The following is a 22957-nucleotide window of genomic DNA, read 5'->3' as shown; positions in this document are numbered from 1 at the left end:
CAAGAGACTGGCCATGCGTGATGACTCGAAGAACTCACCGGCCCAGGCCGATGCCTGGCGTCAACTGCGCTCGCTGACGTCGGCGCGCATCGCGCTGGGCCATGCCGGCACCAGCTTGCCGACTTCCGCGCAGTTGGATTTCCAGTTCGCTCATGCGCAGGCCCGTGACGCCGTGCACCTGCCGTTCGACGCGGCGGCGTTGAGCGAGCAGTTGCAGGCACGTCAACGGGAAACCCTGACCGTTCGAAGCTCCGCCGCGGATCGTCATATCTACCTGCAGCGGCCTGATCTAGGACGGCGACTGTCGGCCGATTCCGTTGACCACCTGCGCGAATACGCGTCCGTGCATGCCGAGGGCTTCGATCTGGCCGTGGTGGTGGCGGACGGCTTGTCTTCTCTGGCCGTCACGCGACACAGCCCTGCCATGCTGGAGCGAATCGACGAGATGGCCCGCGTCGAAGGCTGGCGGGTGTCGCCGGTGGTGTTGGTGGAGCAGGGCCGCGTCGCCGTGGCCGATGAAGTGGCTGAACTGCTCAAGGCGCGGATGGTGGTGATTCTGATCGGCGAACGCCCCGGCTTGAGTTCACCGGACAGCCTGGGTCTGTACTTCACTTACGCGCCGCGTGTCGGCTTGAACGATGCGGCACGCAATTGCATTTCCAACGTGCGCCTGGAGGGCATGAGCTACGCCATGGCGGCGCACAAGTTGCTCTACTTGATGCGCGAGGCCTGCCGCCGGCAATTGTCCGGTGTGAACCTCAAGGACGAAGCCCATGTGCCCGTATTGGAGGCGGGCGAAGACACCCGGCCCGGCAACTTCCTGATGGGCGAATAGGCGCCGCCTCACCGCTCAGGTCGAGGAGCGTCCGCTTGATGCGGTTCAGGTCACCGTTGCAGCACCCGTATCCGCGACAGCAACTCATCCCGATCCACGTAGCACCCCTGAAAATGCCGCGCGCCGCTGGCCGGGTCGAAGGCGTCGCGGGCATGAAGAATCCGGCGATTGTCGAAACACCACAGCTGTCCCGCTTCCAATCGCTGGCGAAACTGGAAGCGGGTCTCCCGGGTCATTTCGATGAAACGGCGATAAGCGCGGTAAAAGGGCAGCATCACGTCAGGCTCGGTGTTGAACGGGCCCCGCAGAAAATTCGCCAGGCGTATCTCGGTGACCTCGTCCCAGGCATCGCGGGCGATGACCGGCGCTTCACAGCGGTAATCGCTGCGTCGATCCTTGTTGCGGAATTCCACGGGCACCTCACACAACAGCCGATAGGCCTGCGGCGCCTCCTGGTGCAAAGCCTCTGCCACGGCGAATCCATCCACGAACAGGCTGTCACCCCCGCTGGCGTCGTTGATCAGGCAGTGCAGGAATTGCAAGCCGGGTTGCAATTCCCGGGTCGGCAGATCGGTGTGCAGCGGCAGGTTGAAGGCGGTGTAGGCATTGCTGTCCGCATCCGCCTTGGACTGCACGTTGAACAGCACACCGAAGTTGCTTTCGCGAATGAATGCGATCCTGCGGGCCAAGTGGCTGAGCGAGCCAGGTTCGGTGGGCACGCCGCGGACCTGCGTGAGCCCGGCATCTCGCAGCGCCAGCAGCCAGTCGAGCAACGCCTGCTCGTCCTCCATTACCGCCTGGTATTCGAACAGCGGCAGTTCGAAACCGGCCGTCCAGCGCTGCTGGCGTGGGCGTGCGGCCCGTCGTTCTGCCCGGGACGCCGCGTCATACGCATGGGCGCGCAGCCAGCCGGGGTCAAAGCGACTTTCGTGACCGTCTTGCCAGACGACCCGCAAGGCGCCTTGTTCATCGACGTCCGTATGCTGGGCCGTGAGATCGATGGGCACGTCGGCCACTTCGAACACTTGCTCTCGGGTGACGCTGTAAACACAGGCCGAGCAAGGACAATTGTCCCGCAGCCAAAGGTAGTGGAAAGGGCTGCGGCGTTGGTCGCCCCAGGTCACTTCAATCCCCTCAGGCTGCAGCCGTGCCCAGAGCAATGGGCTGATCAGCGGGTAGGTGCTGTAGTCGGCAATGGCGTTCACGGGCAATGCTCCGTAAGGTTGACAAGTTTAAAGCGAGGTGGATCGTTGAAGGCAGGGCTGTGTGGGGGCAAGGATGACGCGTACGGCACAGACGGTGCCGAACAGAATCATCGCCAGCCCCAGGGCCTCGGTCATGCTCGGCAGCCGCCCCTCGAACGCCAGGCCCAGCACACTGGCGAAGAACGACTCCAGGGCGATCAACTGACCGGACAGCACCATGGGCAGACGTCGCGAGGCGAGGTTCCAGGCCCAGGCGCCGATCACCGACGACAGCAGCGCAATCAGCAGGGCCCAGCCGTACAGGTGCAGCGCGGCGGGCGTCGCCAAGCCTTGCGAGGGCAGGCGCAATAGGTCGGCGGCCCAGGCCAGTGGGGTGAGGATGAGGGCGCAAAGGCCGGCACCGATCAGCATCAGGCAGGTCCAGGCGCCGGTCGCGTCGACGTGCAGAGGTTCCATGGCGGTTTGGTTGACGACACTGAACGACAGCCACAGCAACACGGCGCCCACGGCAAACGCTACACCCATGCTCAGCGACGTGCCTCCCGCCGGTGCTTGCAGCACGTGCAGATTGACCAGCATCAGGCCAACACACAGGGCGCCGATCGGCAGGGCCAACTGGCCCCAACGCAACGCAGGCCGCCGAACGTTGCCGAGCAACGCTTGCAGCACCGGCACTGCACCGATGAAAGCGGCGATAAGGAGCGGCCCACCGTAGATCACCCCTCCCGCGATGCAACTGCTGTACGCCAGATACCCCATCACCCCCAGCCCCATGCCGGACAACCATTGGCGAGCATGCAGATGGCGCAATTGGGCGCGATAAAACGGCAGTAGTATCAGGCCCAGCAGGCCGGCCAGCAGGAAGCGCACCAGCATGAAGTCTTGAATCCCATAACCTTGCAGCACATAAGGCGAAATGAAATTGCTGGCCCATGCCAGGGTTGCCAGCGCGGCATAGCCCACACCTTGCACGATGATCGACCGCGACGCGTTCATGATGAGCCCTGCGCTACCTGTTTGATGAAACCATCCGCTCCTGAGAGCAGGTGGCTGAACTTCTACGCCAGGCTTCATCTTGCCGATCCCTGGGTCTGTGCTACAAATGATGTCTTCGTCCCGATGCATTACCCTGAATTATGAATAAGCTTGGCAACTCCCTCCCGCCGCTGGCCAGTCTGCTGCCGTTCGAAGCGGCCGCACGGCTCTTGAGCTTTTCTCGCGCGGCCGAAGAGCTGAACCTGACGCAGGCTGCGGTCAGTCGGCAGATCCGGGCACTCGAGGAGGACTTGGGGATCGCGTTGTTCCAGCGCCGCAATCGCGCTGTGTTCCTGACCGACGCCGGTCGGGAGCTGAACCTTACCTTGGGTAATGCATTGAGGGATGTCGCAAGCACCGCCGACCGACTTCGTGGCGTGGCACGTGCCAATGAAGTGGTGCTGCTGTGTCAGCCCTGCGAGGCGTTTCACTGGTTGATGCCTCGGCTGTCGGACTTCCATGGGCGATACCCGGAGATCGACCTAAAAATGGTGACCTGGGCTCACCCGCTGACGGAGTACCAGGGCTATTTCGACGTGGCCATGCAGAGCAGCAACCGCGACCACGGTTTGCACCCTCTGCTGTTCACCGCGGCCGACGAGGTGTTTCCCGTGTGCAGTCCGGCCTACCTCGACGGGCAACGGCAGCCGATCCCTTTGGACGATCTGCAGCGGCACACGTTGCTGCATCACGAAGCCCAGCCGGTCTATCAACTGGAGTGGGACACCTGGCTGGCGACATTCGGCCATGATGTGCCGCGTCAGGGGCGCAGGCTGGCCTTCGACAGTTACTCGGTGATGCTCCACGCCGCGGTGGAAGGACATGGTTTGGCCATGGGATGGCGCCGCACCTCGCAGCGAATGCTCGACAAGGGGGTACTGGTCGCACCGTGCAGTGAGAGCGTCCATCTATCCGAGGCGCTGTCGGTGTACCGTCGTCATGGGCAGGCCCGCCGGGAGGAGGCGAGCCTGTTGGTGGAGTGGCTCAAGGCCCAATTGATGGGATGACGCTCAGGCGCCGAGCATCAGGTCCAGGTTCTGCACGGCAGCACCGGCCGCGCCTTTGCCCAGGTTGTCGAAAACTGCCGCCAGCATCACGTGCCCGGCGTTCTCGAACACCATCAGACGTAACCGATCGGTCGCGTTCATCTGCCGAGGGTCAAGGCCGGTGAGCGCCTTGGACGCGTCCATGCTCAGCACCTCGACAAACCGGCTGCCTGCGTAGCGCTCCGTGAGGCAGGCGTGCAGGGAGGCCCCAGTGACACCGGAGGGCAACAGGCGCGTCTGCAGTGCAGTGGTCAGCACGATCCCCTGGCGGAACGAGCCGTACGCCGGAATGAACACCGGCCGCTCCGTCAGGCCGCTGTACTGCTGGATTTCCGGCACATGCTTGTGCGCCAGACCCAGGCCGTAGATCTGGAATGGCGTCGCTTGCCCGGCGTTATCACCTTCAAACTCATCAACCCCCGCACGGCCCTTGCCCGAGTAGCCTGAAACCGCGTTGACGGTGATGGGGTAGTCCCTCGGCACCAGGCCCGCGTCCAGCAAAGGCCGCAGCAGGCCAATGGCGCCCGTTGGGTAACAGCCTGGATTGCTCACCCGTTTGGCGGAGGCGATGGCCTGTTTCTGTTCCGCATTGAGTTCGGCGAACCCATACACCCACTGCGGATCGGTGCGATGGGCAGAACTGGCATCGATCACTCGCACGTCAGGGTTTTCGATGCTCATTGCGGCCTCGCGGGCGGCATCATCGGGCAGGCAGAGGATCGCAATGTCACAGGCGTTGATGGCCGCCGCCCGGCTGGCGGCCTGCTTGCGCTGTTCGGCAGGCAGGGTCACCAGCGTGATGTCGGTCCGGCCATGCAGCCGTTGATGGATTTGCAGACCGGTGGTGCCTTGGTCGCCATCGATGAAAACTACAGGGAGGGTCATGGTCGCTGCCGCTCTTAGAGGTTGATGGCGCGTATCATCGACCAGCGCCTATGATAGGAAAAGTTGAATTTGGCAACGTTGAAGATCAGTTTTTCTGAATGAGTGACGAACATGCGTGAGATCAGTCTCGACCGTCTGCGCACCCTCGTGGCGATCGCCGACCTGGGATCGTTCGCCGAAGCTGCGCGCACGCTGAACCTGGCGCCGCCCACCGTCAGCCTGCACATTGCCGACCTGGAGGCTCGCGTGGGTGGCGCATTGCTGACCCGCACGCGTGGCCGGGTCCAGCCCACGGCCATCGGGGAGACCTTGGTGGAAAGGGCCCGCCGTCTGCTCGCCGATGCCGAACAAGCGCTGCAGGACATCCAGCGACAAGTGCTGGGGTTGGAGGGGAGGGTGCGGCTTGGGGCTTCCACGGGTGTCATCGCTCAATTGATCCCTCAAGCGTTGGAAACCCTGAACCAAGCGCATGGCGGAATCGATGTGCAGGTGGCCGTGCTGACTTCGCAGCAGACGCTGCAAAGGCTGGCGGACGGCAGCCTGGACGTCGGCGTCATCGCGCTGCCCCAGGCGCCGGTCAAAGGGTTGCGGATCAGGCCCTGGCGGCGAGACCCTGTCATGGCCTTCTTGCCGGCGCGCTGGGCCGCTCCCGAGGTGGTCACGCCTTCCTGGCTGGCGGCGCAACCGCTGATTCTCAATGACGCCACCACCCGACTTTCCCGCCAAGTCGCGGAGTGGTTCGCCAGTGAGGGGCCGCAACCGGCGCCGCGCATTCAACTCAACTACAACGATGCGATCAAAAGCCTGGTCGCGGCGGGATACGGCGCGACCGTGCTGCCTCATGAAGCGTCGACGCCCTTGCCGGAAAGCCGGATCGTGATGCGCCCGTTGCAGCCTGCGCTGTGGCGCGAGCTGGGGATTGCACATCGCGCAGGGGAGGTCGAGCGCTCAACGCAGCATGTGCTGGAAGTGTTGTGGGGGTTGGAAACGTTGTAAACCCCGTTGGCATCGGTGCATTTCTGCGGGGTGCAGCGGCAGGTGTGGACTACCGTCATGGCCGGTCAGCCGTTATCGGCGAACGTTCTTCGCTCACGGCGGCGAACCGGACGGGCTCGCAGCGCAAAACACTGCTTTAATGGTGTTGCCAAACGCCCCTGCCAGCGGCGCCCGCCGTCCACCCACGAGGAAGTGTCCCGATGACCCGACTGACTGCCAAGGATTTCGCCCCTGAGTTGCTCGAACTGTATGACTTCTACGTGCATGGCAGGATCAACCGCAGAGAATTCTTGGACCGCGCAGCGGTGTTCGCGCTGGGTGGCTTGACGGCCACGGCGATTCTGGCGTCCCTGAGTCCCGATTACGCATTGGCCGAGCAGGTGCCTTTCACGGACCCCGACATCGTGCCGGAATACATCACCTATCCCTCACCCAAGGGCCATGGCCAGGTTCGCGGCTATCTGGTGTGGCCTGCGAAAGCTACGGAGAAAATCCCGGCAGTGTTGGTGGTGCATGAAAACCGAGGCCTGAACCCCTATATCGAAGATGTCGCACGCCGCGTGGCCAAAGCGGGGTTCATCGCCTTGGCCCCGGATGGCCTATCGTCGGTCGGGGGTTATCCGGGCAACGATGATAAAGGGCGCGAACTGCAACAGAAGGTCGACCCGGAAAAGCTGATGAACGACTTCTTTGCCGCCCTCGAGTGGCTGATGGCGCATCCGGGGGCCACGGGCAAAGTCGGCATCACCGGTTTTTGCTACGGCGGGGGTGTCGCCAACGCGGCTGCGGTGGCCTACCCGGAACTTGCGGCTGCGGTACCGTTCTACGGTCGCCAGCCCAAGGCCGAAGACGTGGCGCGTATCAAGGCGCCGTTGTTACTGCACTACGCTGAACTCGACACGCCGATCACCGATGGTTGGCCAGCCTACGAAGCCGCGCTGAAAGCCGCGGGCAAAACCTATGAGGCGCATATCTATAAAGGCGCCAATCATGGCTTCCATAACGACTCGACACCACGGTATGACGAGGCGGCCGCGAAACTGGCATGGGAGCGCACGCTCGCCTGGTTCAATAAGTACCTGGCTTGAACACTGTTGGGCTTTCATTGAATCAACTTGAATCAACTTGAATGAGCTGCCTGCACTTCTATAAAGGGCGGGGCCATTAAGTTGGCGTCAGAAAGTTGTAGAAAGTCCTGACCGGTTGTCCGGTTTGGATCCGAACGGGGTAAACTCTGCTAGGGTAATTCATAACCCGTCACAACGCGCGGAATGACCGGAACTTAAGTTTAAAGTTCAAGGCTTTACATTCAATTGTCGACCGGTGCACACTTTCGCGCCCCCGAAGTGATGAACGACAATGCGTGCATAAACAACAAAATCTTTGATGGACTCTGCAAACTTGCAAAAGTTTTATGCGTATTAAAGTTGTTGAAATTGTTATTAAATCTTTTGCAATGTGTTTTTCATGCTGTTAATAATCTTCCCTGTTTCGGGCACTAGGGATTATCGCGTCGTCACGCTGAGCCGCGTTGTCACATTGAAGTGAGCATCGAGTTTTTCTCCGATCTTTTCCGTCCGTCCATGACTACCACTTTCGAGCGACTTCAGCCTCTTGGGGCGAAGTACGCTGCCGTGCGGCGCATGCACATGCGCGGGAGGAATATGAATGGCTCGAGCTCATCCGCAACTCAAGGTATTGTCGATTTTTGGCACGCGCCCTGAAGCGATCAAGATGGCACCCCTGATCAAGGCCCTGGAGGCCGAGCAGGGCATCGATTCGAAGATATGCATCACCGGTCAGCACCAGAGCATGTTGCAACAAGTATTGGACATGTTCGATCTGAAAGCGGACTACACGCTGGAAGTGATGACCCCCGGTCAAACCCTGAATACGTTGACGGCTGCGCTCTACGCCGCCATCGACCCAGTGCTCGACGCCGTCCAGCCTGACAAGGTACTGGTGCACGGCGACACGACGTCGGCGATGGTGGCCGCGATGTCGGCCTTTCATCGGCGCATTCCCGTGGCGCATGTCGAAGCGGGCTTGCGCACGGGCGACATTCATCAGCCTTGGCCGGAAGAGATGAACCGCCGCAGCATCGATCTGATTGCTGACCACCTGTTCACGCCGACCGCAGAATCCCGCCGCAACGTGCTCGGTGAGCGCCTGCAGGGCGTCTCCTTCGTGACCGGCAACACGGTGATCGACGCATTGAAGATGACGGCTGAGCGCATCGACAAGAACCGTCAACTGCGTGTCGCTCTGGACCGCCAGTTCAATTTCATCGACGCCAGCCGCAAGCTGCTGCTGGTTACAGGCCATCGCCGGGAGAACTTCGGCGACGGCTTCCTCGACATCTGCGAGGCGCTGCGCAGGCTGGCCAAGCGCGACGACCTGCAGATCGTCTACCCCGTGCACTTGAACCCCAATGTCTTGGGCCCGGTCACCGAGCGTTTGGGCGGCCTGCCGAACGTGCACCTGATCAAGCCACTGGATTACCTGTCTTTCGTGCGCCTGATGCAACGGGCACACGTAGTGCTCACCGATTCCGGCGGCGTACAGGAAGAAGCGCCTTCACTGGGCAAACCGGTACTGGTGATGCGCGACGTGACCGAGCGGCCCGAGGCCGTTGCTGCGGGCACCGTGCGCCTGGTGGGAACCGATCCGGATACGATCGAGAAGGGTGTCTGCGCACTGCTCGATGACGATCAGCTGTGGCGCATGGCGTCTCGGGCCAGCAACCCCTATGGCGACGGCAAGGCGTGTGCGCGCATCGTCGACGCGCTGATGGGGCGGCCGGTGGACGAGTTCACCGTCGAGGCGCCCGATCCGCTGCCCGAACCGATCGAGGCGCAACGCCCGGTCTTGCCGCTGCGGTCGGCCTCCAGCCTGCATTAGCGAGCGCACCCGATTCGGCGTGCCGGTTGACGGCAACGCCTGCTTACCTTCCGCGGGAGACAACCCTCCCTGAACGAGCCGTGCTGGCGTCGCCAGCCGGAGCTTGCGTTCGCCTGTTTCCCACACATTGTTTGTCTTGATCGAGATTTGCCTGAATGACATCTACCGCTTCCTCACACTCTGGGGCCTTGAACGCCCTGGTTTGCGGCATGAGCCTGCTGCTCATCGCCCCGGCCTTCGCCGCCAGCCCTGCCGCCACCCCCAGTGGGCCCAGTGCGCTGAGCCAGGCCATTGGCCGTCTAAACGCCAACCTGCAGCAAACCAGGGTCATCGAGTTGAAGGACCTTGGCATTGATCGGCCGATCATCCTCAATGCGACCGACGCCCGCCGCGAGCTGTATTTGCCGGTGCCGGCCAATGTGCCATTGACCGATGCGACGCTGCAGTTCGACGCCAGTTATCTCAATGGTGAAGAAGGACGCAACACCTTGCTGCTGTCCCTGGATGGCTACCCGGTTCGTGCGGTGGGTCTCAACGCCGGTGAGGGCGATGCCAGTGCCGCCTTGGGCGTCGACAAGTCGCCGCGAGAGAGCGGCTCGGTCCGATTGGGTGTGGCGTGGTCGTCGATCGTTTCCCGCATCCAGTGTGAGGACGAGCGGGCCATCGGCAACGTGTTGCGTATCGCACCCCAGACACGGTTGAAGTACAGCTTCGACGCCAGTCAATTGCAGGATGTCGGCGCGGCGTGGAATGCCTTGCCCGGCAAGCCAGGCATCCTGGTCGCGCCAGGTACGCTGGCGGCTGCCAGTTATGACGCGGCATGGCGCCTGGGCGTGGCGCTGGAGCGCATTGGCAAGCAGGCGCGCATCGTGCCGTTTCCTTCGGTCAACGAAAGCATCGACTTGAGCGGCGTGAACATTCCCCCTGAGTTGAAGCAGATCCCGGCATTCGCTGCGCTGGACGGCAAAGGGTTGCACACGCTCGCCGACTCGGCGCAGATCGGCGCGCTGCTGATGTTGGGGCAGACACCGGCCTTCAACGCCGATCTGGCGGTCAGCGATCCCGCGCTGCTCAAGGCGGTGAATGAGTCGCTGGACGCACTGCAACATCAGATTCAAGGCATTGATCCAGCGGCGAACACGGCATTTGCCCAGTGGCGAGATACCCATGTGAACGGCGCCGTGAGCACGACCGGCACCGACAACGTTTGGCTGGCGATATTGGGCGCGCATCCTCTGGTGATGATCGACCAGAACGCTGCTGGCCAGGCCATCGGCCTGTTCAGCGCGGCGTGGAATAAGCTGGCACGCGCGCGCCAGTTGACAGTGGGCGAAGAGGCGAACCTGCCGCTGAGCGATGATGGCCGCGTGGCGTTGACGCGCCTGGGCGGCAAACCCGGCAGCGTCGACGTGCTGGCGAAATCGGACTGGAGCGCCAGCTTCCCGCTGGGGACCGTGGCGTATGACGGGCGTGTACCGGTGAGCGCGGCGATCGATGTCGCGGCGGCGCCTGGTGCATCGGGCACTGCGCCGGTGGCCAGTCTGTTTCTCAATGACTACCTGATCGGTGCCGCCCAGTTGGTCGCGGATGGCCAGAAGCAGCGGATCGAAGCGCGCATTCCGCGCTATGCCCTGGCGGCGCAAAACACCCTGCGCGTCTCGTTTCAGCGTCAGCCGGTCAGTGACCTGTGCCGTGAAACCCCGCAGGCGTTCCCCGTTTCGATCCTGCCGAGCAGCCATGTGACCCTGGACAAGATCGGGCTGGATGGCGACTTCTCCGGCATGGCCGCCCGTTTCGCATCCGGTACGCAGTTGGTGGTCCCGCAGGGTTACCTTGAGCGCCCGGCCAGCAGCCTGCCGCAAGTCATTCGCATTGCCAGTGCCAGCGGCGTATCACCGTTGCGTGCAACCCTGAGCGTAAACAACGACGTGCAGACGGGCATCGCGCCGCAAAGCTCGTTCCTGGCCTTTGAAGTGCCGATCAAGGACAGCGACGAGTCGCTGCAGGTCGACGCACAGGGCCACCTGACGATCCATCACAAGGAGCAGACGCTGCTCGACCTCAAGTCGCTCAACCATCTGGCGGCGCTGCAGGTGGTGGAGTCGGGCGGCCAGCACGGCATGGTTTATCGCACGCTGGGTGGCCAGGCCCCGGATTTCCAGCGGCCGGTCCTGCTGGAGCGCGGCAACGTCACCGTCCTGGGCGATACCGGACCGCTGACCACCTTCGACGCGAAGGACCCTACCGGCAGCCAGATGATCGACGACGACCAGCCCAAAGGCCTCGATGCCTGGCGGAAGCCGTCGGCCCTGTGGCTGATTCCTGCCGCGGTGATCGGCTTCCTCGTGTTGCTGCTGGCAGGCCGTCGCGCCCGTCGCAAGCGTCAATAACGGGAGCTGCGATGACCTCGCTTTATTGGCCCTACTGGCTGGCGCATTACTACGGCGCGCTGGAGGTCGCGACGCTCGTCGTCGCGACCATCATTCTGATTTCCAGTGTCGATGACCTGTTCATCGACCTGTGGTACTGGGCCCGGCGGCTGTACCGCAAGTTCACTGCCGAGCGGCGTTATCGCCCGCTGACAGCCGAACAGCTGATGGCTCGCGACCAACAGCCGCTGGCGATCATGGTACCCGCCTGGCTGGAGTACGACGTCATCGCGCCGATGATCGAGAACATGGTGTCGACGCTGGACTATCAGCATTACGTGGTGTTCGTCGGCACTTACGTCAACGATCAGCGCACCATCGATGAAGTCGAACGGATGCGTCGGCGTTACAAGCAACTGCATCGCGTCGAAGTGCCTCATGCCGGGCCGACGTGCAAGGCGGACTGCCTGAACTGGGTCATCCAGGCGATTTTTCTCTACGAGAAGACCCACGGCGTGACGTTTGCCGGGGTGGTCCTGCACGACAGCGAGGACGTGCTGCATCCACTGGAGATGCGCCTGTTCAACTACTTGCTGCCGCGCAAGGACATGATTCAGTTGCCGGTGGTTTCGCTGGAGCGCAATTGGTACGAGTGGGTCGCGGGCACCTACATGGACGAGTTCGCCGAATGGCATGGCAAGGACCTTGTTGTGCGCGAGAGCCTGAGCGACAGCGTGCCATCGGCGGGCGTCGGCACCTGCTTTTCGCGCCGGGCGCTGCAAGTGCTGGCCGACGAAACCCATAACCAGCCGTTCAACACCGACAGCTTGACCGAGGACTACGACGTCGGCGCGCGCCTGGCACGGTACGGCATGAGCGCGATCTTCGTGCGTTTCCCGGTGCAGTACCGCGTGCTGCGCAAGTCGTGGTTTCGTGAGCCTTACGAGTCGACGCTGGAGATGCCACTGTGCGTGCGTGAGTTCTTTCCTGACACCTTCCGCACAGCGTTCCGGCAAAAGGCGCGATGGACGCTGGGCATCGGCCTGCAAGGCTGGGAACAGATGGGCTGGAGTGGCTCGCTCGCCAACCGCTACCTGTTGTTTCGCGATCGCAAAGGGGTCGTCACCTCGTTCGTCAACATCGTCGCCTACGTGATCCTCGTCCAGTTGCTGGCGCTCATTGTGTTGCGCGCCAGCGGGGTGTGGAACACCAGTTTCCCGACGCCCTTCGACACCGATGGTTGGGTCGGCGGCCTGCTGGCGGCCAACGGCATTGCGCTGCTGTGGCGCATGGCCCATCGCTGCTACTTCACCACTATCCTCTACGGCTGGCAGCATGGCCTGTTGTCGTTGCCGCGCATGGTGGTGGGCAACTTCGTCAATTTCATGGCCGCTGCCCGGGCCTGGCGCCTGTTCCTGGTGGGCAAGCTGCTCAACCGCAAGCTGGTCTGGGACAAGACCATGCACGATTTTCCCTCCACCGACCTGATTGCACAGGCCCCACGCAAACTGGGCAGCGTGTTGCTCTCCTGGCAAGCGATCAACGACGAAAAACTGCAGAGCGCACTGGACGAGCAGCAGACTCGGCAGATGCCACTGGGCCGAATCCTGCTCAGCCGCGGCTGGCTCGATGACGAGACCCTCGCCGAAGCCATTGCTTTCCAGAACGACCTGCCGCGGGTGTTCGACATTGCCGCCAAGGTCCAGCCCCACGTCTCGCTGGCGGATGAGTTCTGCCTGCGCTGGCGTGTGGTGCCCCTGGCGCCGGACAGCGATGGCCGTCCGGAAATCGCGGTGGCCAGCCCGCTGAGCCCGGACGGTTTGCAACAGATCACTGAGCAACTGGGGGCGCAGCCGGTGCAGATGATCGCCCGCGAGAGTGAGATCGTCGAACAACTGCGTCGCCTGGATGCGGTGGCCGGACAGCCGCTGCCGGCCGCCACGCCGCTGCTGGGTGAACTGCTCATCGACCGTGGCTTGCTGGACCGTATGACTTTCAATCAGGCAATGCTCGGCTATCGACCGCATCTGCATGGCCGTATCGGCGACTACCTGGTGGACCTCGGCGTGCTGCCCCGCGAAGCCATCGAACAGGCCGCGGCCCAGCAACATCGCCATTCTTCACCGGACGCAGCCACGGAGCAGCCCTCATGAGATTTCCGATCATTCTGGGCCTCAGCGTCCTGCCTGCGTTGTGTCAGGCCGAGTCTCGGCCAGCCGCCGAGCCACAGATCCTGCCGCTGGCACTGACCGGTCCTGCCTACGAAATCGCCAATCAAGCCTACGCCGCCTACAACGAAAAGAACTACGACCTGGCGATCGCGAAGGCCAGAGAGGCCTTGCGCCAGCGCAGTGACGTCGACCGATTGCGGACACTGATCCGCCTGGCTGAACGTGACAAGGACCGCCGCGACCACCCTGAGCGCTACCCTGGCAACAAGAAGGGCTTCGGTAATGGTCAACGTTCCCTGCAGGCCTATGCCCACGGCGATTACGACCGGGCGGTCGAATACGCGCGCCGGGCAGTTGCCGAGGCACCGAACAACGCCGACTACCGGATGATGCTGATCGAAGCGCTGCAGCGTCAGCGGCGCTTGGACGAAGCGGAGCGGGCGACCCGGGAGGCGATCGCAGCGCTCGGCGAGTCGCCTGCGCTGACGCGACGGCTGGCCTCGATTCGCGAACAGAAAGCCGTCGATCTCGCGGCGCAAGGGTATGCGGCCCTGGCCCGTGGCGATAACGATGCGGCCGTCAGTCATGCTCGCGAAGTGGTGCGCCAATACCCCGATGAAATGGCCTACCGGCGGCTGTTGGTCAGTGCGTTGATCGCCCAGCAGCAGTACGCGGCTGCCCGTGCTGCCGCTACCGAAGCCCTGGCCCTGAACGGCAATGATGCCCCGTTGCTCGCGCAGCGGGGTCAGATGCGCCTGCGTCTGGGGGATCGACGCGGCGCGCAGCAGGATTTCAGCCAGGCGCTGGCGGTCGGTACCTTGCCGCTGCGTGACCAGGCATCGCTGTATGCGGCGCTGGGGCAGCCTCGCGAGGCTCTGGCGCGGATGCAGGCGGCGCGTGACAAGGGCGAGCTTGAGCCGGGTGATGAGGTGCAGATCGCGTATTTCCTGATGCAGGCGGGGGATGATCGCGGCGCGCTGGGTGAATTCAAGCGGATCGACCGCAGCAAGGGCTTGAGTCCTAAACAGACACAAGACGCCGCTTACAGCGCCATGCGCGCACCGGATGATACCCAGGCCATTGCCTATTTCACCCGGGTGTTGGACTACCAGAAAACCGGTGACTTGCAGATGCCCGATCAACAGGTCTTCGATACACGCAGAGCCGTATCGGACCTGTCCCGCGTATGGGGGGTGACCAACACCACGACGTACCGAGGCGCGAGCACCCGCAACGGCTTGAGTGGTGCGCCGAGCACCAGCAATGACAGTCTGCAGAACAGCACTGAAGTGTTCTGGCGCCCTGACGGCTATCGCAACGCGCGTTTCGTCGAGCTCTATGGCCGCATCACCGATACTTTGTGGAACAAAGAAGGGGGCAACGACAAGGGGCTGGACGCGTTGCAGGGCGCGGTGGGTATACGATTCAAGCCATTCACCGAATACAACGTCATGGCGGCCTTCGAGCGCACCTTTCCGCTGGCGGGCAGCAAGGTCAGCGGCGACTGGCTGGTGCGACTGGGCTACGGCTCCAGCATCGGCACCGACCTGCGCGTTGATGTGCCGAGCTGGTGGACTTCGCAGTTCTACGCGGAAGGCGGTCGCTACTTGCGCGACAAGCGCAATTACTTCAACAGCGAGTGGCAACTGGGGCGCAGCATTCGTCTGGACCGGGTCAGCCCGCGCCTGGTGGTCTTCCCCCATGTGGTACTCGCGGCGGATTACGATTCGAAGATGCGCAGCGAAGTCGACGCCAACGGGCGCACCCGCACATCGTCAGACAACGCCGGTGGCGCCGGGGTAGGGGTCGGCATGCGTTACTGGTTCCGTGAAACGAAGCACAAGGCGCCGCAGTCCTATATCGACTTCTCCGTGCAATACCGGGAGAAGGTGTTCGGCGATGACAGCGCCGAAGGCGTATTCGCGCGTCTGACCTATTCGTGGTGAGGGTTTGAGGGTGGAGTTTTGGGAAGAGGCCGCATGCCGCGACTGCTGAGGGTTTCGCTGGCCGCGCTGCTGATCGGGGCGGTGGGCACGGCCATTGATGCCCTGCACGAACTGGGGCAGGGCTTGCGGCCGGAGATCGTCGGTGTGGTCTGGCAACCGGACAACGCCACCGTGGACATTCAGGGCAACTGGCAGCAACTCGGCGTGCGAGAGCTGCTGGTGCAGTGGACGGCGGTCGACGGCCAGGCATTCGTGCCCGGTGCCGGTCTTCCGGAAGTGCCCCGTTTGCCGGACTGGGCGCGCATCGCCAAGGCACCGTGGGCACAGAATGTCATCCTTGGCCTGGCGGGCTCCTTCAGTGAAAACCGCTCCCGTGACGACATCGATGCCTTGGCCGCACTCTCCGAGCGCATGGCAAAGCTGAAGACGCCGCTGAATGTCACCGGTTGGTACTTCCCGGCTGAGGTCGATCCGAGTTGGGCCCGCGCCAGCGAGCTGCCGGCGTTGCTGGCCCGCTTGCCGAGGCCGCTGTGGATCAGCGTCTACGATGGCGGCAACATCGGCCCTGAAGCGACCGCGAACTGGTTGAAATCCTGGTTGCCGGACGATATCGGCGTTTTCTTCCAGGACGGTGTGGGTGTCTACGCCCGCACTGCACCGGTGGCACGCACCTATGCCGATGCCCTTCGCAAAGCACTGGGCACGCAGCGGGTGAAAATCATCGTCGAGGCCTTCCGCCCCCAGATCGGCGGAGGCTTTCGCTCCGCCACCGTCGAGGAACTCAGACCGCAGATTGCCGCTTACCGAGGTTATCCGCTCTACCTGTTCGACGGGCCGCATTACGTCACCCCGGACATGATTGAGGGGCTGGCCCGATAAGAGCGCACTGCTGCACTCACATCAAACGGCCCTGCCTCAATAATGTGCATCCCCGCCCTGATTAACCCGTTTTTCCAGCATCCAGCGCCCTGAAAATAGCGCTTTCGCCCGGATGGCGCAGCTTTTGCTTAACTGGAATCCAAACTTGGATACAAGATGGAATCCTTTCATGCAAAGCGCCTCGAACCCGCTGTTCGGATGGACTGTCAGCCAATGGATCACCGCCTATCAGACCGGTGAATTGACCCCGTCAGCATTGTTGTCGCTGCGTGAGGCGTACGCCGAACAGGACACCGCCTGGATCGCCCTGGTCGACCCGGCTCAATTGAACGATCAACTGGCCGAGCTGAGCCAACGCCTCGAAGCGGTGAAAGGGGATATCGCTCGGTTGCCGTTGTATGGCGTGCCGTTCGCAATCAAGGACAACATCGATGCCGCTGGCTGGCAAACCACGGCGGCCTGCCCTGAATTCGCCTACACCGCCAACGCGGACGCCTTCGTGCTCGCTCGCCTGCGCGCCGCCGGCGCAATTCTAATGGGCAAGACCAACCTCGATCAGTTCGCCACCGGCCTGGTCGGCACGCGTTCACCTTACGGCGCAGTGCCTAACAGCATCAACGGCGATTACGTCAGCGGTGGGTCGAGTTCAGGCTCTGCCTCGGTGGTCGCGCGGGGGTTGGTGGCGTTTTCCCTGGGCACCGACACGGCGGGGTCCGGTCGTGTCCCGGCGGGGTTCAACAACATCGTCGGGCTGAAACCAACCAAAGGAAGGCTGTCGAACAGCGGGCTGGTTCCGGCTTGTCGAACCGTGGACTGCATCTCGATTTTTGCCCTGACTGTGGAGGATGCCGAGCAGGTCGCGGGTCTTGCTGAGGGCTACGATGCCAGCGACGCGTATTCCCGACGCAATCCTCACACCGCGCCGGTCAGCTTCAGGCAGGCGATCAAGCTTGCGGTGCCCGATACGCTCGAGTTCTTCGGCGACACACAGAATCAGGCGGTGTATGAGCAGGCGCTGCTAACACTGAGCGCACTGGGCGCCGAGATCACACGCATTGATTTTTCGCCGTTCAAGCAGTTGGCCGATCAGCTGTACTTCGGACCCTGGGTGGCTGAGCGGACCGTCGCCATGGCGTCGATGTTCGACGCCCATCCGGAGGCGATCAATCCCGTCGTGCGGGGGATCGTCGAAAACGGTTTGCGTTACAGCGCGTGCGATGCGTACAAGGCCGAATACCTGCGCGCCGCGTTGAGTCGGCAGATCAACGACGCACTGGCCGGATTCGATGCGTTGGTGGTCCCCACGTCCGCCACGATACGCACCCTGGCGGAAATGGCCGAGGAGCCGGTGCGTTACAACTCTGAGTTCGGTTACTACACCAATTTCACCAACCTCGCTGACCTGTCGGCGCTGGCATTGCCTGCCGGTTGGCGCGCCGATGGGCTGCCTGCCGGCATTACCCTGATCGCGCCGGCGTGGCATGACACGGCGCTGGCCCGCTTCGGCAGACAATGGCAGGCGCACCTCGGCTTGACGCTGGGCGCCACGGGTCGGCCAGTGCCCGCCGCTCGCCCTGTAACCACGCCTGCCGATGGCTGCGTGCGAGTGGCCGTCGTCGGGGCGCACCTGACCGGCATGCCGCTGAACTTTCAGTTGACGGGCCGCGACGCGGTGTTCGTCGAGCAGACCCTGACCGAGGGCGCCTACCGGCTGTACGCACTACCCGGCACCGTACCGCCCAAGCCCGGCCTGGCGAAAGCCGAATCGGGTCAGTCGATCATCGTGGAATTGTGGGACATCCCGCTCGCGCGCTTCGGTGAATTCGTTGCCGAGATCCCGGCGCCGCTGGGTATCGGCAACCTCAAACTGGCGGATGGCCGCACCGTCAAGGGCTTCATCTGCGAGCCTTGGGCCTTGGCCGATGCGTTGGATATCACGGCGTTCGGCGGATGGCGCGCTTACATGGCCAGCCTGAACAAGGTCTGAGCGAGCGCCCGGCGAAGCGACGTCCGGCGGACTCGTCCGCCGGTCGCCGCAGGGCTCCCCGGCGCCAGCCTGCCAGTGTGTGCCGCCGTATCCACCACCCGAGATGAACATGCAAATCACACCGTTGAAAAAGCCCAAGACGCGTCCGGACAACCTGGTTGAGCGCATCTACCAACAGCTCAAGGATGACATCTTCGAATTTCGGCTGTTGCCAGGCGATCGCTTCAGCGAAAACGAAGTGGCCGAGCGCGTCGCTGCCAGCCGAACACCGGTGCGTCAGGCACTTTATCGGCTGGAGCGGGAAGGGTATGTGCAGGTGTATTTTCGCAGCGGCTGGCAGGTGAGGGCATTCGACTTCAATTATTTCGAAGAGCTGTACGACGTGCGCATCGTGCTGGAAAGCGCCGCCGTGGCGCGGTTGGCGTCGCTGGACCTGGACGCCAACCCGGTCATCGTCGAGTTGAAGACGACGTGGCAGGTGCCCGATGAAGCGCGTGAGCGCGACGCCGGTCGCGTGTCGGCGCTGGACGAACGCTTCCATTGTGCGTTGCTGGAAGCGGCGGGGAACGCCGAAATGGCGCGTCTGCACTATGAGATCACCGAAAAGATCCGCATCATCCGGCGCCTGGATTTCACCCAGACACCGCGCATCGAGGCGACCTATGCAGAGCATGGGCAGATCCTCGACGCCATTCTTCAGCGCCGCACGGAACAGGCGCAACGCCTGCTTAAAAGCCATATCGAGACGAGCAAACACGAAGTGCGCAAGATCACCCTGCACCGGCTGCATGTGGCGCGCAGCGAAGCGCGATCGGCATAAGAAGTTGTTTTCTTTTAGCGGGTCAGGCTCGCTTCGCTCTGGCGGGCATACCCCTCGCGTTCGGAAGCCATGGGCTGCTGCACACCGGAAAGGCGCGCGGGTTCAGGTTGCTCGGGTGCCGTGGGTCTGGCTTTCAGGCCATCGAGCATTCGCCGGGCATTGTCGGCGCACCCCACCCCTTGCGGTTTCCGTTCGATCCCCTCAATGGTTGCCAGCAATTGCGCCTTGTTCTGTTCCAGGCGCTGTTGAAGGGCTTCGATTTCACCGACCTTGCGTTTGAGCGCGTCGAGCAACGCATCGTACTCCCAAGCATCTAGGCTGGTCGGCATCAAATGCTGGATTTCTTCCAAGGAAAAGCCCGCGTTCTGCGCCCGAACGATGATGGTCAGCATCAACTCGGTCTCGGGTCCGTATTGGCGGTAGCCGTTGGCCGTGCGCTTGACCGCTCGGATCAGTCCTTCGGATCGCGAGCGCGCTGCGTACCCGTCAATACCGCCGATGGGTGCGTGCGCGCCCTCGGCTTTGAAAGGCAAGCACGCGGTCAGGGACACGATCGGGTGTTCAGCCACTGGGCGACTTGACGCAAGGCGTCGCAAAAGATGACGGCGAGGCGTTAACGCAGGGTGTCGATGATCCGCCGCAACATCGCATCGCAGCCGTCCAACTGCGCCACGCTCACGAATTCATCCGGCTTGTGCCCCTGATCCATGCTGCCAGGGCCACAGACCACCGTGGGAATACCGATAGCATCAAACAGCCCGCCTTCAGTTCCGAACGCCACGGTCGTGAAGTCCTCCGATCCACAAAACTGCGCGATCAGCTGCGCGGCCTGGCTCCTGGCATCCGTCGCCAGCCCCGGATACGCCGACAACTCGGAAAAGCGGATCTCGCTGCCAGGATTGACCGCCTGCATGCGTGGCAACACCTGTTCGCGGGCGTAACGCTGCAGTTGTTGGGCGACATCGAGCGGGTCGTGAGCGGGGAGGGCCCGCACCTCGAAATCAAAGCGGCAATCGGCAGGCACGATGTTCAACGCCTTGCCGCCACTGATCACGCCCGTCTGCACGGTGGTGAACGGCGGATCGAAGCGTGTGTCATGCAGTTCGGGCGCCCGCAGCGTTGTGCCGATGCGCCCCAGCTCACCAATCAACTCGGCAGCGTATTCGATGGCATTAACCCCCTGCGGTGCATAGGCCGAATGGCACGCCGCCCCGTGCACGTCACAACGCATCGCCAGTTTGCCTTTGTGGCCCAACACGGGCTTGAGTTCGGTGGGTTCGCCGATGATGCACAGCAGGGGTTTGACCGAGCGCTGCTCCAGTTCGCTCAGCAGTGAGCGGACGCCCAGGCAACCGACTTCTTCGTCGTAAGACAGCGCGATGTGAACCGGCATGCGCAACGGTTTTGCCAACAATTCAGGCACCGCTGCCAGCACGCAGGCGATGTAGCCTTTCATGTCCGCGGTGCCGCGTCCGAACAGCTTGCCGTCCCGTTCGCTCAGCGCGAATGGCGGCACGGTCCAGGGCTGGCCGTCCACCGGCACCACGTCGGTATGGCCGGACAACACGATGCCGGGTAACTCAGCAGGGCCGAGGGTGGCGAACAGATTGGCCTTGCTGCGCTGCTCGTTGAAAATCAACTCGCAGGGCACATCGTGTTGTGCAAGGTAATCCCGCACGAATTCGATCAGTTGCAGATTCGACTCGCGGCTGGTGGTGTCAAACCCCACCAGTGCGGCCAGCAGATCCCGGCTGTCATTCATGGATGGCGTTCTCTGTCATTCGTCGCCCGGCACACCATAGCTCGGGGCCTTGGTCGGGTCGAGGGCGCGGGTGATGTAGTCCTGCATCTGCGGGCTGTAGTCGGCCCACAACTGCGCCAATTTACCGATGGGGTCTTCATCGGCCCAGTCGACCCGCAGGTCGATGATCGGCCAGGTCAGGTCGCCCATCACGACCATGGCTGCCGAGTGCACGGGACCCGCCTCGCCGCCGGCAGCGACAGCCGCCTGCATCGCTGCGATCAAACGGTCAGCCAGTTGGCCGCCGCTGTTTTCGAACGTCTGCACCAGCACTTCGATCACCGCTTGGTCTGCCAGCATGTTGCCTGCGCCGACGCATTGTTCGCCCACCAACGCGTTGTGGGTGCCCAGGGTTTCGCTGCCGCTGAAGTGCGCAGCACGGCCCAGATGGTCAATGGCGGTCACCTGACGAAACTGGCTGAAGCCATTGCTGGTCAGGGCCTTGTCCAGCGCTTCGGCGGGAGACAGGCCATTCTCCAGTTGGTCGAGCACCTGCGGCCCCAGCGCGGGCAGGGTGATGTTCTGGGTGGAGACAGCGCCCACTCCCGGACGTAGCCAGGGGCACCGAGCGCCCACGGCGATGCTGGAAGAGCTGATGGCGATGCCCAGTTGCCCGGTTTCGGCGCAGCGGCCGACGATTGAAAACGTCATGGTGTGAGTATCCTGATTCGTCCAGACCCGCCATCCATCGCCCGCACCCCGCGTAGCTCATGGTGTGGGCGAAGATGGGACATCCCTGCATTCTGTCGAGACGCCGACCCTGACGAAACGAGGATTTTTGTGGAGCTTGATTAGGCAAAACCTTATCAAGCCGCGAGCGCGTCACAAACGCGCATGTTCCCGCGTCTCGCGATCGACGGCGAGGCGGACCTTGTCCATCCGGTCGTACCGGTCAGCGCCAGTGATCGCCAGCGCCGGAGCCATGATCATGCGGCCCTGGATCGAACGCGTGATCACGCTTTTTCGAAGCCCACGGTGCGGCAGCGCCAGGGGATGTCGTGCTTGTTCGCGAATCCATCTCATTAGAATGGCAAAGCATTTTTGATTGCTGCCAGTTTTTCTATATCTGCGCCCGGAGCTTTCAAGTGTTCGAGAGCCTTTTCGAGCGTTTGGAATTTCTGTAGTTCTTCCTCCGTATAATTCTCAACTGCGTTAAATTTAGTTGCGTCTATTTTTCATGCATACGCTTGATAGAGGCTATGCTATTTCTTTTGGCGCGTGAGCGCGTTCTGCGGCGTGAACTCTGTCGCTTTTTGATGGCCAATGCAGTGTTGCTGAATGAGATGGTTAATTACCGTTTGTTAATGAGCTAGGGCTATTCGATTACCAAAATATTTATTTATGATAATTGAATTCTTTTGCTGTCTACCGATTAGAGCTTGGCTCTTAGCGTTTCTAGAGACTTAACCAAGTCGGTTAGGGCAGGGTCATCGCAGGAAATTTTGCCTCTAAGAGGCATGAGCCAATCCTGTACATCTGAGTGAAGGGTCTGGCTGAATGTCAAAAAAGGCAATGATATTCTGCAATTATCATGGGAAATAGAAATGCCCTTTCCATTGCGTTTTAACTCTAGACTGAAAGATGAGTCGGCAGCGATGACTTGAACTGCGTTCTTGCCTCTGTTGGCACTTAAGTCACAGACGGCTGCTATAAAATCACTCAAAAAAATAAAGACCATCATTGCTTGGCTAGGCTGATGCTCAGAGGAAGCAATCGTTGTGCCTTCATGGGTGAGGGTTACATTGCCTAAGTCAAAGCCGTTAATGTTTTCATCGATGGGGAGGAGGGTGATAGTGAATTTCACGAGTCAAGGGCCTGTAATCGCGGGGAACATGGTCACTACGGAATTGTCCTTTGTATCTACAACCACTCTGACTAGAGCCTTTTGTTTGTTCACGACAATTTTCTTCTCAAATGTCTGAATTTGTCTTTCAGGGTCTATTGTTACTCGACGGCCTTTAACTACGACCTTGGCAGCTGCCTGTGATAGCTGAATTCGAGTGGTTCCTGCACTGAACAAATCGCCCGCGCCATGAGGGTGGCTGCCTGAAACATGGCGGGCATCGATATGCACCCATCCT

General features: G+C 62.0%; 20 protein-coding genes. 11 read left to right on the top strand and 9 right to left on the bottom strand.

The genetic code is table 11. The annotated features are described in order from the left end of the window. The first annotated feature begins 13 nt into the window (after nucleotides 1-13). Complete coding sequence (eutC, locus tag DBP26_RS14185) at nucleotides 14-835, top strand: ethanolamine ammonia-lyase subunit EutC (RefSeq protein ID WP_108238328.1); 822 nt, start codon at nucleotides 14-16, stop codon at nucleotides 833-835. 50 nt (nucleotides 836-885) lie between these two features. Here the strand turns inward: eutC and DBP26_RS14180 are convergent, their stop codons facing one another. Continuing rightward, nucleotides 886-2046, bottom strand: a complete 1161-nt coding sequence (locus tag DBP26_RS14180) for a gamma-butyrobetaine dioxygenase (protein ID WP_108238327.1) — start codon at nucleotides 2044-2046, stop codon at nucleotides 886-888. Between the two features lie 21 nt (nucleotides 2047-2067). Continuing rightward, nucleotides 2068-3036, bottom strand: coding sequence for an EamA family transporter (locus DBP26_RS14175; RefSeq protein WP_108238326.1), 969 nt, complete (start codon nucleotides 3034-3036; stop codon nucleotides 2068-2070). A gap of 140 nt (nucleotides 3037-3176) precedes the next feature. Here DBP26_RS14175 and DBP26_RS14170 point away from each other — a divergent pair, with 140 nt between their 5' ends. After that, on the top strand, nucleotides 3177-4082 hold the full coding sequence (locus DBP26_RS14170; RefSeq protein WP_108238325.1) for a LysR substrate-binding domain-containing protein: 906 nt from the start codon (nucleotides 3177-3179) through the stop codon (nucleotides 4080-4082). A gap of 3 nt (nucleotides 4083-4085) precedes the next feature. On the opposite strand, the gene argC is transcribed toward DBP26_RS14170, so the two are convergent. Then, on the bottom strand, nucleotides 4086-5006 hold the full coding sequence (gene argC / locus DBP26_RS14165; protein WP_108238324.1) for an N-acetyl-gamma-glutamyl-phosphate reductase: 921 nt from the start codon (nucleotides 5004-5006) through the stop codon (nucleotides 4086-4088). Nucleotides 5007-5117: 111 nt separating this feature from the next. Here argC and DBP26_RS14160 point away from each other — a divergent pair, with 111 nt between their 5' ends. From DBP26_RS14160 to DBP26_RS14120, 9 genes are all read left to right on the top strand, one after another. Then, a complete protein-coding gene (locus DBP26_RS14160; protein WP_108238323.1) occupies nucleotides 5118-6002 on the top strand; it encodes a LysR family transcriptional regulator in 885 nt (294 codons plus the stop codon). A 200-nt stretch (nucleotides 6003-6202) separates the two neighbouring features. Next, nucleotides 6203-7090, top strand: coding sequence for a YghX family hydrolase (gene yghX, locus DBP26_RS14155; protein WP_108238322.1), 888 nt, complete (start codon nucleotides 6203-6205; stop codon nucleotides 7088-7090). A gap of 580 nt (nucleotides 7091-7670) precedes the next feature. Further along, nucleotides 7671-8903, top strand: coding sequence for a UDP-N-acetylglucosamine 2-epimerase (non-hydrolyzing) (gene wecB / locus DBP26_RS14150; RefSeq protein WP_108238321.1), 1233 nt, complete (start codon nucleotides 7671-7673; stop codon nucleotides 8901-8903). Between the two features lie 155 nt (nucleotides 8904-9058). Then, nucleotides 9059-11293 carry a cellulose biosynthesis cyclic di-GMP-binding regulatory protein BcsB gene (locus tag DBP26_RS14145; RefSeq protein WP_108238320.1) on the top strand — a complete coding sequence of 745 codons (2235 nt, stop codon included), beginning with the start codon at nucleotides 9059-9061 and terminating at the stop codon, nucleotides 11291-11293. Nucleotides 11294-11304: 11 nt separating this feature from the next. Further along, complete coding sequence (locus tag DBP26_RS14140) at nucleotides 11305-13425, top strand: glycosyl transferase family protein (RefSeq protein ID WP_108238319.1); 2121 nt, start codon at nucleotides 11305-11307, stop codon at nucleotides 13423-13425. Beyond that, entirely contained in the window at nucleotides 13422-15389 is a 1968-nt protein-coding gene (locus DBP26_RS14135; RefSeq protein WP_108238318.1) for a tetratricopeptide repeat protein, read from the top strand. Before DBP26_RS14140 ends, DBP26_RS14135 begins: the two co-directional genes overlap by 4 nt. A 33-nt stretch (nucleotides 15390-15422) precedes the next feature. Beyond that, nucleotides 15423-16268 (top strand): hypothetical protein, encoded by an 846-nt coding sequence (locus DBP26_RS14130; protein ID WP_108238317.1) that lies wholly within the window; start codon nucleotides 15423-15425, stop codon nucleotides 16266-16268. A gap of 169 nt (nucleotides 16269-16437) precedes the next feature. Next, the gene (atzF, locus tag DBP26_RS14125) at nucleotides 16438-18255 is read left to right on the top strand and encodes an allophanate hydrolase (RefSeq protein WP_108238316.1); all 1818 of its coding nucleotides are present in this window, start codon (nucleotides 16438-16440) and stop codon (nucleotides 18253-18255) included. A 109-nt stretch (nucleotides 18256-18364) separates the two neighbouring features. Beyond that, entirely contained in the window at nucleotides 18365-19075 is a 711-nt protein-coding gene (locus DBP26_RS14120; RefSeq protein ID WP_108238315.1) for a GntR family transcriptional regulator, read from the top strand. Between the two features lie 14 nt (nucleotides 19076-19089). Here the strand turns inward: DBP26_RS14120 and DBP26_RS14115 are convergent, their stop codons facing one another. The 6 genes from DBP26_RS14115 to DBP26_RS27120 all read right to left on the bottom strand — a co-directional run. Beyond that, nucleotides 19090-19644: a MerR family DNA-binding protein gene (locus DBP26_RS14115; RefSeq protein ID WP_256601767.1), complete on the bottom strand. Its 555-nt coding sequence runs from the start codon at nucleotides 19642-19644 to the stop codon at nucleotides 19090-19092. 44 nt (nucleotides 19645-19688) lie between these two features. Beyond that, nucleotides 19689-20837, bottom strand: coding sequence for an acetylornithine deacetylase (argE, locus tag DBP26_RS14110; RefSeq protein WP_108238314.1), 1149 nt, complete (start codon nucleotides 20835-20837; stop codon nucleotides 19689-19691). 15 nt (nucleotides 20838-20852) lie between these two features. Then, on the bottom strand, nucleotides 20853-21527 hold the full coding sequence (locus DBP26_RS14105; protein WP_108238313.1) for a DUF1028 domain-containing protein: 675 nt from the start codon (nucleotides 21525-21527) through the stop codon (nucleotides 20853-20855). 171 nt (nucleotides 21528-21698) lie between these two features. Continuing rightward, nucleotides 21699-21833: a hypothetical protein gene (locus DBP26_RS27315; protein ID WP_256601770.1), complete on the bottom strand. Its 135-nt coding sequence runs from the start codon at nucleotides 21831-21833 to the stop codon at nucleotides 21699-21701. Nucleotides 21834-22248: 415 nt separating this feature from the next. After that, nucleotides 22249-22680, bottom strand: coding sequence for a hypothetical protein (locus DBP26_RS14095; protein WP_108238311.1), 432 nt, complete (start codon nucleotides 22678-22680; stop codon nucleotides 22249-22251). A 3-nt stretch (nucleotides 22681-22683) separates the two neighbouring features. Next, a partial coding sequence (locus DBP26_RS27120; RefSeq protein ID WP_256604725.1) for a hypothetical protein occupies nucleotides 22684-22957 on the bottom strand: 274 nt, incomplete at its 5' end.

This window comes from Pseudomonas sp. RIT409, assembly GCF_003052515.2.
Lineage (GTDB): Bacteria > Pseudomonadota > Gammaproteobacteria > Pseudomonadales > Pseudomonadaceae > Aquipseudomonas.
This window is presented reverse-complemented; position numbering and strand designations above follow the sequence as displayed.